General features: G+C 42.0%; 15 protein-coding genes. 14 read left to right on the top strand and 1 reads right to left on the bottom strand.

Annotation, left to right across the window (positions count from 1 at the left end; genetic code table 11):
• Nucleotides 1–5 precede the first annotated feature (5 nt).
• The 9 genes from RZO55_RS03405 to RZO55_RS03365 all read left to right on the top strand — a co-directional run bounded on the left by RZO55_RS03405 (nucleotide 6) and on the right by RZO55_RS03365 (nucleotide 8,378).
• The gene (locus tag RZO55_RS03405; protein ID WP_318062879.1) at nucleotides 6–935 is read left to right on the top strand and encodes an ABC transporter permease; all 930 of its coding nucleotides are present in this window, start codon (nucleotides 6–8) and stop codon (nucleotides 933–935) included.
• A 12-nt stretch (nucleotides 936–947) separates the two neighbouring features.
• Nucleotides 948–1,802: an ABC transporter permease gene (locus tag RZO55_RS03400; RefSeq protein WP_318062878.1), complete on the top strand. Its 855-nt coding sequence runs from the start codon at nucleotides 948–950 to the stop codon at nucleotides 1,800–1,802.
• Nucleotides 1,803–1,818: 16 nt separating this feature from the next.
• The gene (locus tag RZO55_RS03395; RefSeq protein WP_318062877.1) at nucleotides 1,819–2,787 is read left to right on the top strand and encodes an ABC transporter ATP-binding protein; all 969 of its coding nucleotides are present in this window, start codon (nucleotides 1,819–1,821) and stop codon (nucleotides 2,785–2,787) included.
• Complete coding sequence (locus RZO55_RS03390; protein WP_318062876.1) at nucleotides 2,787–3,806, top strand: ABC transporter ATP-binding protein; 1,020 nt, start codon at nucleotides 2,787–2,789, stop codon at nucleotides 3,804–3,806. The genes RZO55_RS03395 and RZO55_RS03390 overlap by 1 nt, the downstream gene beginning before the upstream one ends.
• Entirely contained in the window at nucleotides 3,784–5,034 is a 1,251-nt protein-coding gene (locus RZO55_RS03385) for an enolase C-terminal domain-like protein (RefSeq protein WP_336624252.1), read from the top strand. Before RZO55_RS03390 ends, RZO55_RS03385 begins: the two co-directional genes overlap by 23 nt.
• Nucleotides 5,035–5,066: 32 nt before the next feature.
• Entirely contained in the window at nucleotides 5,067–6,089 is a 1,023-nt protein-coding gene (locus RZO55_RS03380; protein WP_318062875.1) for an alcohol dehydrogenase catalytic domain-containing protein, read from the top strand.
• Nucleotides 6,090–6,101: 12 nt separating this feature from the next.
• Nucleotides 6,102–6,866, top strand: a complete 765-nt coding sequence (locus RZO55_RS03375; protein ID WP_318062874.1) for an SDR family NAD(P)-dependent oxidoreductase — start codon at nucleotides 6,102–6,104, stop codon at nucleotides 6,864–6,866.
• A 502-nt stretch (nucleotides 6,867–7,368) separates the two neighbouring features.
• On the top strand, nucleotides 7,369–7,923 hold the full coding sequence (locus tag RZO55_RS03370) for a DUF3793 family protein (protein ID WP_318062873.1): 555 nt from the start codon (nucleotides 7,369–7,371) through the stop codon (nucleotides 7,921–7,923).
• 32 nt (nucleotides 7,924–7,955) lie between these two features.
• The gene (locus RZO55_RS03365) at nucleotides 7,956–8,378 is read left to right on the top strand and encodes a flavodoxin (protein ID WP_318062872.1); all 423 of its coding nucleotides are present in this window, start codon (nucleotides 7,956–7,958) and stop codon (nucleotides 8,376–8,378) included.
• A 65-nt stretch (nucleotides 8,379–8,443) separates the two neighbouring features.
• On the opposite strand, the gene RZO55_RS03360 is transcribed toward RZO55_RS03365, so the two are convergent.
• A complete protein-coding gene (locus tag RZO55_RS03360; RefSeq protein WP_318062871.1) occupies nucleotides 8,444–9,157 on the bottom strand; it encodes a GntR family transcriptional regulator in 714 nt (237 codons plus the stop codon).
• Nucleotides 9,158–9,372: 215 nt separating this feature from the next.
• Between RZO55_RS03360 and RZO55_RS03355 the strand changes: the two genes are divergently transcribed.
• The 5 genes from RZO55_RS03355 to RZO55_RS03335 are packed head-to-tail and all read left to right on the top strand — an operon-like array spanning nucleotide 9,373 to nucleotide 13,311.
• Entirely contained in the window at nucleotides 9,373–10,173 is an 801-nt protein-coding gene (locus RZO55_RS03355) for a PTS mannose/fructose/sorbose/N-acetylgalactosamine transporter subunit IIC (RefSeq protein ID WP_318062870.1), read from the top strand.
• Entirely contained in the window at nucleotides 10,166–10,978 is an 813-nt protein-coding gene (locus RZO55_RS03350) for a PTS system mannose/fructose/sorbose family transporter subunit IID (RefSeq protein WP_318062869.1), read from the top strand. The genes RZO55_RS03355 and RZO55_RS03350 overlap by 8 nt, the downstream gene beginning before the upstream one ends.
• Nucleotides 10,979–11,013: 35 nt before the next feature.
• Nucleotides 11,014–12,381: a sulfatase family protein gene (locus RZO55_RS03345; protein ID WP_318062868.1), complete on the top strand. Its 1,368-nt coding sequence runs from the start codon at nucleotides 11,014–11,016 to the stop codon at nucleotides 12,379–12,381.
• 21 nt (nucleotides 12,382–12,402) lie between these two features.
• Complete coding sequence (locus RZO55_RS03340; protein ID WP_318062867.1) at nucleotides 12,403–12,876, top strand: PTS sugar transporter subunit IIB; 474 nt, start codon at nucleotides 12,403–12,405, stop codon at nucleotides 12,874–12,876.
• Nucleotides 12,877–12,888: 12 nt separating this feature from the next.
• The gene (locus RZO55_RS03335) at nucleotides 12,889–13,311 is read left to right on the top strand and encodes a PTS sugar transporter subunit IIA domain-containing protein (RefSeq protein WP_318062866.1); all 423 of its coding nucleotides are present in this window, start codon (nucleotides 12,889–12,891) and stop codon (nucleotides 13,309–13,311) included.
• Nucleotides 13,312–13,374 lie beyond the last annotated feature (63 nt).

Raw genomic sequence — 13,374 nt, 5'->3', positions numbered from 1 at the left:
ATGAAATGCAGAATTTCATGCAGTTTATGGTAAAAAGACTGCTGTCAGCGGTCATCGTGCTTTTTGGCGTATCCATTGTAGCCTTTGGCCTTATGCGTCTCGCCCCGGGCAATCCGGCAGCTCTCATGCTGCCGGATAATGCCACAGCGGAGCAGATTGCAGCAGTAGAAGCCAAAATGGGACTGAATAAACCGCTTATTCAGCAATACATCATCTATATAGGGGATGTTCTCCACGGAAATCTGGGTACATCTATTTTTTTTAACCGTTCTTGCGGGGAACTGATATTCGGACGTCTTCCGGCGACTGGTTTACTGACCTTTGCTGCAGTAGTCGTATCCATTTTAGTCAGCTTTCCCATGGGAATTATATCGGGAATCAAGAAGGGGTCAGCAGTTGATTTTTTCTCTATGGTATTTGCACTTTTGGGAATGTCCATGTCCCAGGTATGGCTGGGATTGCTCTTCATCCTGTTTTTCGGTGTTTTTATGGGAGTGCTTCCCACGCAGGGGTACGGTTCCTTCCAAAATCTCATACTTCCCGCACTCACCCTTGGGCTGCCCCTTGCCGCTTTAGTCACAAGAATGCTTCGTTCCGGAATGTATGAGGTTTTGGAAGAGGATTACATCACAGCAACAAAGGCAAGGGGAATTGGTAATTTTAAGATATATACAAGATATGCGTTAAAAAATGCTCTTCTTCCCACCATTACCATCATCGGAATGCAGATCGGACAGCTTCTTGCCGGTGCGATTATTGTGGAACAGGTATTTGGCTGGCCTGGACTTGGAAGTCTGACTGTAAAAGCCATTAACATGAGGGATTTTCCCCTGATCCAGTCAATCCTGCTTGTGACGGCTTCCCTGTTTGTAATTATCAATATTCTGGTGGATATCATCTATGTGGCGGTTGATCCGCGCATGAGCCTGAATTAGGGAGGAGATAACATGAAAAAAAGTGAATTGCTTCGCAGAATGAAAAAGTCGAAGTTCTTTGTCATCGGGCTGATTATAGCAGTTTTTGTAACTCTTGCTGCCTTCTCTTCTCCGCTGTTTGTGGTTCATGATCCCATTCAGTCGGATTTACGCAAGCGTTTGATCTCCCCGGAATTTCTTGCAAATGGAATTAACGGATACATACTGGGTACAGACGCCCTTGGTCAGGATATTTTTACGAGGCTGGTTACCGGCTGCCGCATCTCTTTATTAATTGCAGCAGCAGGAGTGCTGATCCCTGCTTTAATCGGAACTGCCCTGGGAGCAGTAGCGGGATATTTCGGAGGCGCCATTGATAACGTTATCATGCGTATCTGTGATATACAGCTATCCATACCCACCATGGTCCTGGCAATTACCGTAATGGCAATTTTCGGCAACAGCGTACCCAATCTATTGCTGGTTCTTGCCATTGTGGGCTGGACCTCTTATACCAGGGTGGTGCGGGGAAGCGTAATGGGAATCCGCAACAGCGAATTTATTCATGCATCAAGAGTGCTTGGTGCTTCCAATGCAAGGATACTTTTAACCCAGATTCTACCCTGTGTACTGACTCCCCTCATTATCTTAATGAGCCAGCAGATCGGATTTGTCATTCTGACAGAGGCGAATTTAAGCTTTCTGGGTATGGGGGTTCCCCTTCCTAATCCGTCTCTTGGCTCCATGATTGCAGATGGCAGAGAATATATTGCCACTGCCCCCTGGACGGTAGTGGTTCCAGGAGTGACGTTAATGATCATTGTACTGGCGTTTAACTTCCTTGGTGACGGTATACGTGACATTCTGGATCCCAAAAACAAAGATTAAGGCTGGAGGCGACAACATGGCACCATTGTTGGAAATAAAAGATTTGCATGTAGAATATAAAACCGGGCGGGCGACCGCAAAGGCGCTTAACGGGATTAATTTAACCATTGAGCGTGGAGAAGCACTGGGGCTTGTAGGAGAGACAGGTGCTGGTAAAACAACCATTGCCTTATCCGCCTTAAGGCTTCTTCCAAAAGAAGTGGGCAATATAACCGGAGGTTCCATACTTTATAATGGAAAATCGATTCTGGAAATGAATAACAAAAGCTTAGAAGAGATGAGAGGAAATAAAATATCCATGATATTCCAAAACCCCTTAAGCTCATTAAACCCTTTATTTACCGTTGGAGAACAGATCTCCATGGTAATCAGAAAACATGAAAAGCTGAGTAAAAGGGATGCTGCAAAAAAAGCACAGGAACTTTTAGAACTGGTAGGCATTGCAAAGTACCGCTTAGAGGATTTCCCCCATCAATTTTCCGGGGGTATGAGGCAGAGAGTAGGAATTGCCGCAGCTCTTGCCTGCAATCCAGAGCTTTTAATTGCCGATGAGCCTACCACAGCTCTAGATGTGACCATTCAGGCACAGATTTTAGAACTGATGAAAGAGCTTCAGAGGAAGCGCTCCAGCTCCCTGTTAATGATCACCCATAATTTGGGAATTATCGCGGAACTCTGCCAGAAAGTTGCGGTCATTTATGCGGGAACCATCATCGAATACGGAACGGTGGAGGAAGTCTTTACCAATCCAAGGCACTGGTATACAAAAGGGCTTTTAGGTGCGATTCCAAACTTAAGCGGTCCAAGAAACCGTCTGGCTTTTATTCCTGGAAATGTTGCCAATGCCTGCGCACTGCCTTCAGGCTGTAAATTCCATCCACGCTGTACCTCCTGCATAGACCGCTGCAGGAAGGAAGTTCCGCCGCTGCAGGAATATGGAACGGGTCATCTGGTGGCCTGCTTTATAAGGGAGGAAGTAAACTGATGGAGAAGCAGAATCTTCCGGTCATAGAAGTCCGGAATTTAAAGAAACACTTTAAAGTGAAAAACAAAGGAATCCTTCATGCGGTTGACGGTGTAAACTTCTCTGTTATGCCCGGAGAGACTCTGGGACTGGTGGGGGAATCCGGCTGCGGAAAATCCACAGTAGGAAATGTAATCATGAGGCTTCATAAAGCAACAGATGGAGAGGTTCTATATAAAGGCAGCAGTGTACTTGATTCTAAGGGAAATGAAAGCATGGATTATAGAAAGAAAATCCAAATTATTTTTCAGGATCCATATTCATCATTAAATCCCAAAAAAACAATTCAAAGTATTATGGAGGAGTCCTACCGGATCCATAATCTCTGTTCAGGAAATGAACGGAGGGAACGAATTAAAGAGATCATTGAGCTATGCGGACTGGAAAAATACGTACTGGATAAATATCCCCATGAGCTGGATGGAGGAAAACGCCAGCTGGTTGGGATTGCCAGAGCATTATCCTTAGGACCGGAATTTATCGTTTGTGATGAACCGGTTTCCTCCCTGGATGTGTCAATCCAGGCGACAATCATTAATCTTCTTATTGATCTGCAGAAAAAGATGAATTTATCCTTCCTGTTTATTTCACATGATTTAAGCGTGGTAAGGCATATCTCACAGAAAGTGGCAGTGATGTATTTAGGACAGATCATAGAGATGGCACAGACAGATGAGATTTTTTCCAATGCGCTTCACCCCTATACCATTGCTTTGCTGTCAGCAGTTCCTAAAATTAATTTTAAAGAGAGAACAAACAGGATTGTACTGACCGGCGATGTGCCTAGTCCCATTAATCCGGGAGAAGGCTGCAGATTCGCACCCAGGTGCTTTTTATGCAGAGATATCTGTAAAACCCAGAAACCGGATTTAAAAGAAGTGGAGCCAGGGCACTTTGCAGCCTGTCATTTCTACAAAGAATCAAGAGAAAAGGCCCGAGAGCTGGAAACTGGAGGACATGATGAATACAAAAATCAGTGATATTCAGGTAATACTAACGGCACCCGAAGGAATTAACCTGGTGGTCATAAAGGTAATAACGAACCAGCCCGGACTGTATGGGCTTGGCTGTGCGACCTTTGCATACCGCCATCTGGCAGTAAAGACAGTGGTGGAGGAATATTTAAAGCCGCTTCTTACAGGCAGAGAGGTGGACAGGATCGAAGATATCTGGCAGCTCATGCACCAGAACGGATATTGGAGAAACGGACCAATTGAAAATAATGCAATTTCCGGAGTGGATATGGCATTATGGGATATTAAAGGCAAAATGGCAGGAATGCCAGTGTACCAGCTGTTTGGCGGAAAATGCAGAGAGGGAATTCCTGTTTACCGCCATGCAGACGGAAAAGATGCAGAGGAAGTTTGTGAAAATATTCTGCGTTATAAGGAAATGGGTATTACCAACATCAGATGTCAGTGCGGCGGTTATGGAGGAGACAGCTATGGAACAGTTCCGGCTACAGCTCCAAAGGGTGCTTTAAGCGGTGTATATCTGGATTCCAGAGAATATATCAAAAATACCGTTAAACTTTTTGAGGACATCAGGAACCGGATCGGATATGAAATGAATCTGGTTCACGACGTTCATGAGCGGATTGCCCCGGTAGATGCCATTAAGCTGGCAAAAGCACTGGAACCCTATGACCTTTTTTTCCTTGAGGATCCGGTTTCCATTGAACAGCTTCCCTGGCTTAGAAATTTACGGGAGCAGACAAGTATTCCCATCGCAGAGGGAGAACTGTTTAATAACTCAGTGGAATGGAAGCAGATTATTGCAGAACACCTTATTGATTTTATCCGGGTTCATATAAGCCAGATCGGGGGCATTACCCCCGCCAGAAAGCTTCAGATTTTTGCAGAACAGTATGGGGTAAGAACGGCATGGCACGGACCTGGAGACATGTCACCGATCGCCCATGCAGCCAATATACACTTAGATCTTTCCTCACCGAATTTCGGCGTGCAGGAATGGTCGGGAATCGAACCGCCCAATTTTGTAATTCAGGATTTAAAGGGCCCAAGAGGGGCGCTTTTAGAGGTATTCCCCGGACTTCCGGAATTTAATGACGGGTATGTATATGCCAACGACAAGCCAGGGCTTGGTGTTGATATCAACGAAAAAGAAGCTGCAAAATATCCATGCGAAAATACGATTGTTACATGGACCCAGACCAGACGCAGGGATGGTGCACTTCAGACACCTTAAAGAATAATAGAAGAAACAAGGAGGATACAACAATGAAGTCTTGTGTAATTACCAGTCCGTTTCACTATGAAATCCGTGAAATTCCCATACCAGAACCGGGAGACAATGAAGTATTAATCCAGATGAAATCAGCCGGTGTATGCGGCAGCGATTTACATATCTACAGAGGAGAGAATCCCTGTTCCACCTATCCTCTTGTACCTGGTCATGAAAATGCCGGAATTGTGGCAAAAACAGGAAAAAATGTTACAAATGTCAAGGTGGGAGACCATGTAGTAGTTGACTTAATCATCACCTGTGGTGAATGTTATCAGTGTACCCATGGAAGAGAAGAAGTGTGCGAGAATGTGCTGGTGAGAGGAAGCGGCACTGACGGAGGGTGGAGAGAGTATTTTACGGCACCTGGAGATGATGTATATAAGATAGAAAATACCATCCCATGGAAAGATGCTGCCCTGATTGAGCCGGTTGCCATTGGAGCCCACTGCACCAAACGGGGAAGAATCGAGTCTGATGATACGGTAATTATCCTTGGAACCGGAACCATTGGAACCATTATTCTTCAGGCATGCAAGGTGATCGGTGCAAAGGTAATCTGCTGTGATATTGACGACGAGTCTTTAAAGCGGGCAAAAGCATTTGGCGCAGATGAAATAATCAACAGCAAAACAGAAAATATTTCTGAAAGGATATCTCAGATTACCGGCGGACACGGGTGTACGGCTGCATTTGATTCCGCATGCTTTCCTGGAAGTCTTACACTCCTTTTACAACCGGGAATTGTATGCAATGCAGGCAGAGTGATTCCCATGGGCTTTTCAGATAAACCGGAGAGTTTCAGTCAGGCGGATATTAACAAGAGGGAACTTGACATTATAGGAAGCAGAATGAGCGCCTATCAGTTTCAGCCTGTAGCAAAGAACATGGCAGAGGGGAAATACCAGTTAGAAGGTCTCGCCACAACCTTTGTAAAATTCAATGAAATTGAAAAGGTATTTAAGAATATGGAAAATCCGGATCCAACAGTGAAAAAGACTGTAATATTATTTGATTAGGGAGGAAAAGACATGATATCCAGCAAATTTGACGTAACAGGAAAGCATTGCATTGTAACAGGAGGTGCACAGGGGTTGTCCAGAGGAATGGCAGAAGGTCTTTTGGAAGCCGGCTGTAAAGTAGTACTGATCGATGTGCAGGAAGAAAAACTGAAACAGGTGGTGAAAGAATATCAGGAGAAAGGCTATGAAGCCTACGGTGTAGCAGGAAATCTGGCCGATCGGGAGGATATTAACAGGATCTTTGAAGAATCCATGGCTGTATTAGACGGAAAGCTGGATGTGCTGATTCCGGCAGCCGGAATTCAAAGAAGACATCTGCCTGAGGAATTCCCAATGGAAGATTGGGATCTTGTAGTGAATATCAATTTAAACCATGTGTTTATCATGATACAGAAAGCGTTAAAGATTATGCTCGCACAGTCAACAGGAGGTAAGATCATCACCATTGGTTCCATGGTTACATGGTTTGGAGGCACAACCGTTCCTGCTTATACTGCGACAAAAGGCGCTGTTTCCCAGCTGACCAAGAGTCTTGCGGTAGACTGCGCAGGAAGGGGAATCAACATAAACTGTATCTGTCCCGGCTATATGGATACTGAGATGTGTGCCAATATGACTCAGTCCAGAAAAGATGAATGCACCGTAAGAATACCTGCCGGAAGATGGGGAAGTCCGGAAGATTTAAAGGGACCGGTACTCTTTCTTGCATCTTCCGCTTCCAATTATTTAAACGGAACTACAATTCCGGTAGATGGCGGGTATCTTGTAAAATAGAATATTTATAGCAAAGAGGAAGCTGCAGACGTTAATGACTGCAGCTTCCTCTTTAAAATATATATGAAATCCCTGGATTAAGGAATGCAAAATTGACGATTTAAGTCGTTTTTTAGGTTGAGCCGGCAAAGAAGCTTTTCAGAGCAACTCTGCCGACTTAGAAAAACATATGTATGAAGCGCTCTGACCACTTTGTGGGATCTTTCATGTTTATGATATTATCATACATGGTAAATGTGAAGGAAATTTGACCAGGATCTAAAAAGAATATGAAATCAATGAAGAAATTATGACAGAAATTGGTACACTAACACGATCCTCTCTGCAAATACTATCATATAGTAGAAAAATTCCCATTAAGTAAAAACAGTATTGCCTGACAGCGTAATTTATGGTATTTATATAGGTGTTAGTTAAAGCTAACTAGCTTTTCCAAACAAAACAGACTGTTACAGTTTTTGAATGATAAGTGGGAAACAAATTTCAAGATGGAGGTATGGATATGTTACTGGAAAGGCATTTAATTGAATATTGTTCCCCAACCCTGGCTTCACTGAAAACCGCAAATCTGTTTAATCATTCTTTTACATCGGAAGAAGAACTAAACCGCCAGCTGGAATATTTAAACCTGCAGCTGGGAGAAAAGGGGATCTCCTTGATTGAATTATACAGACGCGGAAATAAGGCACTCATTTATGTATATCGGAAATCTCATTTAATGAAGGATTTAAACCGGCCGGGTGTAAGCAAATTTCTAAAAAAATATGGGTATGAAACAATGGATGTGGATTATGCACTGGTCAGGCTGAAAAGCCGTCTGAAAGAGGAAGAGGGCTTTCCTCATGAGATCGGATTGTTTCTGGGTTATCCACTGGGAGATGTAATCGGCTTTATTAGAAATTCAGGAAAAAACTGTAAGTGTCTGGGCTGTTGGAAGGTTTATTGCAATGAATGTGAAGCGGTGAAAACCTTTGCCAGATATCAAAAATGCAGAGCCATATATTCACGTCTCTGGAGAAACGGAAAAACGGTCTGGCAGCTTACAGTAGCCGCTTAAGCAAATAAAAAGGAAGAAAGAGGCTGGATAAGATGAGTAAAGTCGCAGTTGTATATTGGAGTGGAACCGGTAATACGGAAGCAATGGCAAATAAGGTACTGGAAGGAGCAAAATCTGCCGGTGCAGATGCTGTTTTATTTACGGCTTCCGATTTTGGAGCAGAACAGATGGATGAATTCGATGCTGTTTCCTTTGGCTGCCCTTCCATGGGGAGTGAAGAACTAGAGGATGGAGAATTCGAACCTATGTTTAAGAGCTGTGAGTCAAAGCTGAATGGAAAGAAGATTGCTTTATTTGGCTCTTATGGATGGGGAGACGGAGAGTGGATGCGCAATTGGGAAGATTCTGTGAAATCCCTGGGTGCAGTCCTGGTTCATGACAGCGTTATCTGTAACAACGAGCCTGATGAGGACGGAGCAGAGCAGTGTATCGAGCTTGGTAAGGCACTTGTATAATAAAAAAATACATGGGTATGAGAAATTAATATTTCCAGCCCATGTATTTTTTTGCTCAAATTCGGTTATTGCTTAATATAATGCAATTGGAATTTTTGAGAATTATGAATCTGTTCTGTATAATCCAGAATATTCCCGTTTTCCAAATGGGTTATGTTTGCAACTTTTATAATAGGTGTATCTTCTGAAATACGGAAAAGTTTGGCGGTTTCGGTAGAAGGATGAATAGCGGTAACAGTGTGTTCGTTGTAGGATATTTTTTCACCACGTACTTTTTCAAAATACTGATATTTAGAACCTTTAAGGATCTGGATGGACATTTCAGGATTCTGATCAACGGACATATAAGAAGTTTCCAATAAAAATAAATCTTCATTGGCGTATCTTTCCCGTTTAAAATAATAAATGGGGTCCCCTTCATTCAGCTTTAAAATGCGGGCGATGTTGATGGAAGCAGAAAGAACCTGAAATGCTGAAACATTCGTATGAGGAGTTAATCCCATATTTATAATTTCTTCCGTAAACCCCATTAGCTGGGGGAATTTTTCTTTTGTTACCTGTTCCTGCACAAAAGTTCCCACACCGGAAACCCGTCGAAGTAATCCAAGGTTAACAAGTTTATCCAATGCTTTTCGGATGGTTACCCGCGAAACATTATATTTTTCTGCTAACTCCATTTCTGTAGGTATTAAATCTTCTTTTTTATAATATCCCAAACGAATTTGGTTTAATAACTCATTCTCTATTTGTTTGTACTGGGGTGTTTTTTTCTGGACCATACATGCACCTTTCTTAATATAAATGTATTATTTGTATTATACAACAAATTTTAACACATTTCAAGAAATGGAATATAGAAAAAGAGCACAATAAATAAAAATATATACAATAATAATTGGGCAGAATTCAATATATGTATTGACAAATAAAAACAAATGTATTATCATTACCGTATTACAAATGTATTGTATATTTTAATTAAGGAGGCGGATTTATGGAGTTATGGCAAGCACTGTTAATTGGGTTTTTCGCTTACCTGGGGCGTAATCAGGTTCCATGGCTTTTTGGTACGACGGGGGGATGGTATGGAATTGGACGTCCGTTGGTAGCGGGGCTGATAATTGGCTTAATTATGGGGGATGTAACAACCGGGGTTTTGTGTGGAATAGCTGTACAGGCAATTTTTATTGGGCAGATTACACCTGGGGGTGCTGTTCCATCGGATTTAAATTTAGCGGCATTCATTGGAATCCCGCTGGCAATGGCAGCAGGCGGTGGTGCGGAAGCTGCGATTGCATTGGCAATTCCCCTGGGAAGCTTAGGAGTAGCATTACACAACTTTACCATGACAGTCCAGTCATACTTTTCACACCGGGCAGATAAGTATGCTGAAAAAGGAAATGCAGATAAGATTTGCCTCATGAATATAATAGGAACGTTGCCGTCCTTTATTGAGCGGTTTTTCCTGGTAACAATTATCTGCTATTTTGGAGCGCCATTTGCAGAAAAATTGTTATCTGCCCTGCCGGGTGCTGTTCTTCATTTCCTTCAAATCGGTGGGAAGATGCTGCCCGCATTGGGATTTGCACTTTTGCTGAAACAGATTATTTCAGAGCGTTGGATGATTATGTTATTTTTATTTGGATGGGTTTTGACCGTTAATACAGGAATGACAACGACATCACTTGTTTTGATTGCTGTTGCAATTGCATTACTGTTTGTAATGAAAAAAGGAAACCCTGTTGCATTAACCAGTGCTGGTTCCATAGCGGAAGGAGATGAATACGATGAATAAACTGACAAAAAAAGATGTATCGCGTGCGGTATGGACCTGGCTTTTTTTTCATCAGAGCTCTCATAACTATGAGCGTATGATGGGCTGCGGCTTTTGTCATAGCCTGGCTAAAGCACTTAAAAAAATGTATGGGGACGACAAAGATGGACTATCGGAAGCGTTGACCAGAAATATGACATTCTTCAATACAGAACCACAATTAGGATCCGTTATTCCAGGCATTACGCTGGCATTGGAAGAAGCCAAGGCAGAACATGGGGATGTAGATGCTGAATTGATTGTAAATACCAAAAGTGCACTTATGGGGCCTTTTGCTGGGATTGGTGATTCCATTCTCTGTGGAACGTATAATCCGATTCTGTTAAGTATTGGTATTGGCCTGGCAGCAGGTGGTTCACCAATAGGTCCATTGTTTTTTCTGCTGACCTGGTGTTTGACGGTTATTCCTCTGAAATATTTTATGTTTGTCAAGGGATATCACCTGGGGCTTGATATTGTAAAAGTATTTATGAATCAGGAAGTGAAAGAAAAAGTAATGACAGCATTGAATGTTGTTGGTTTGATCGTGATTGGGGGTGTTGCTTCCACGACAGTCTCCGCACCTGTAAAGTTTGCTTTTGCCTCCGGTGATATGGTAGTTGCATTGCAGACCAGCATTCTGGATAAGATTATGCCAGGATTGCTGCCAATGCTGTTAACCATACTGTGCTGGTTAGTAGCTGACAAAAAAGGCTGGTCAGCGAATAAGGTAATTCTTTTGATACTTGGGATTGCTTTTATAATGGTATTTTTTGGAATTATGTAATTAAGAACAGACAGATTAAGCAGGGAGTGTAATGAATGAATATAGTTTATATACATACTCATGATTCGGGGAGAGTTATGAGTCCTTATGGGTATAGAACAGTGACACCTCATTTGGAAAAATTTGCAGAAGATTCTCTGACTTTTGAGAATTGTTATTGTGCAGGCCCAACATGCTCTCCCAGCAGAGCAGCTATGCTAACCGGAATGTATCCCCATCAGAGTGGAATGCTAGGGCTTACTCAGAGAGGATTTTCTATAGATTACTCAAAACATCTGGTTCAATTCTTAAACCGCAATGGTTATCATACTGCACTGAGCGGAATACAGCATGAATCCGGCTGGTACTTAGACATAGAGGGAAACGGGAAAAGAATTGGTTATCAGGAAGTGTTAACTGCATCCAATGCTGGTATTCGGGATGAAGACCTGATATACTGGGATAAGAAAAATGCAAGGAAGGCTTGTGAATGGTTGAAAGATTATAAAGGGGAAAAACCATTTTTCTTATCCTACGGAATGTTTTCAACCCACAGAGTCTTTCCTGATAAAATTGATGGTGAGATCAGCGAGGGAATGGCTGTTCCTCCGTATCCGATCCATAATAATCCAGATACCAGGCATGATTATGCAAGATATTTAACAAGTTTAAAATCAGCGGATGAATGTTTTGGGCAAGTTCTTAATTCGATCCGGGAAACCGGACATATGGAAGATACAGTAATTCTTTTCACAACAGACCATGGATTGGCAGCTCCATATTGCAAATGCACATTGTTTGATTCTGGAATTGGCGTGAGCTTTATAATGAGAGTTCCGGGCAGTCCGGCAAATGGGGCTGTATCTCAGGCATTGATTTCCCAGGTGGATCTATTTCCAACTCTTTGCGATTTGCTTAATCTGGAAAAACCAGAATATTTAGAAGGCATCTCATTTGCAGACCGGTTTCTTGATCCTTGCAGAAAGAGCAGAGATGAGATCTATGCGGAGATTAATTTCCACACGTCTTATGAGCCGGCCAGATGTATTCGGACAGAACGGTATAAGTATATTCGGTATTACGATCAGGATTATTTGAAAATCAATAAATCAAATATTGATGAATCTGAGATGAAAGATTATTATATGTCACATGATTTGGAGCAGCAGATAAAATATGGGGAAGGATTATATGATCTGCTGTATGATCCCGGAGAGCGCAATAATCTGGTAGGAAATGAAACATATTTAAATATCTTAAGGGACTTAAAGCAGAGATTAGATGCTCAAATGAATAAAACAGGAGATTTCCTTCTAAAGGGGCACCCGGAGATTCAGAAAAATTGGAAAGTGAATAAAAAAGAGTGCCAAAAAGCCAGTTCCAAAAATCCGGATGATTATATAAGCTTAGGAGCAAGTAAATAATAAATAGGAGAAAGTGTGATTATGGAAATTGTTAATATCCGAATTGATGAAAGATTAATTCACGGACAAGTGGCTGCAGTATGGACCAGAACCTTAGGAGCCACCCGCATTATGGTAATTGATAATACAGCTGTAAAAAGTGATATTCAAAAATCAGCTTTAAAAATGGCGTGTCCCCAGAGTTGCAAATTATCCGTGCTTTCTGTAAGAAAAGCCAGTGAAAATTTAAAAAACAGAAAATATGAAGGGGAGAAGGTTTTTATCGTGGTAAAGTCCCCGGAAACATTAAAAGAGCTTTATGATTCTGGTTATGAATTTTCTAAAGTTACAGTTGGAAATATGGCAAAAAAGGATGGAGCCGTACCGGTCAAAGACACGGTTTATGTTACGGAGCAGAACGTGCAGGATTTTAAATATCTGGCCGATAAGGGAATCTTATTTCATGCTTGTATGGTGCCAAGTGATCCTGCAATCGATTTTATTACATTATTATAAGGAGCATATATTATGATTGGAATCATCGTTACGGGCCATGGAAACTTTGCTACGGGAATCAGCAGCGGACTTAAACTGCTTTTTGGTACCCCAGAGTATTTTGAACCTGTGGATTTCCCGGCTTTCTCTACGCCAGAAATACTTAGAAATAAAATTGAGGATTCCATACAGAATTTGAAAGAGTGTCAAACCATATTGGTTTTGTGCGATCTTGTTGGAGGAACTCCGTTTAATATTGCCAGTGAGATTAAGCTTAATACAGACAGAAACATTGAAGTGATCGGAGGCACTAATTTTCCTATGGCGCTGGAAGCGCTTATGGGACGTATGCAGGAGACAAACGAGGATTTTATTGAACATGTCATGGAGAGTGGACGCTGTCAGATAAAACGTTATATGGCAGTTGAGTCAGATGATACAGAGCTTGATGAGTAAGATTTCAAATTATAAATGAAACCTGTCAGATAATATAAAAGTAGAACGCGGACCGAAACTTTT

It is taken from the genome of Clostridium boliviensis (genome assembly GCF_033342255.1).
Classification (GTDB): domain Bacteria; phylum Bacillota; class Clostridia; order Lachnospirales; family Lachnospiraceae; genus Lacrimispora; species Lacrimispora boliviensis.
This window is presented reverse-complemented; position numbering and strand designations above follow the sequence as displayed.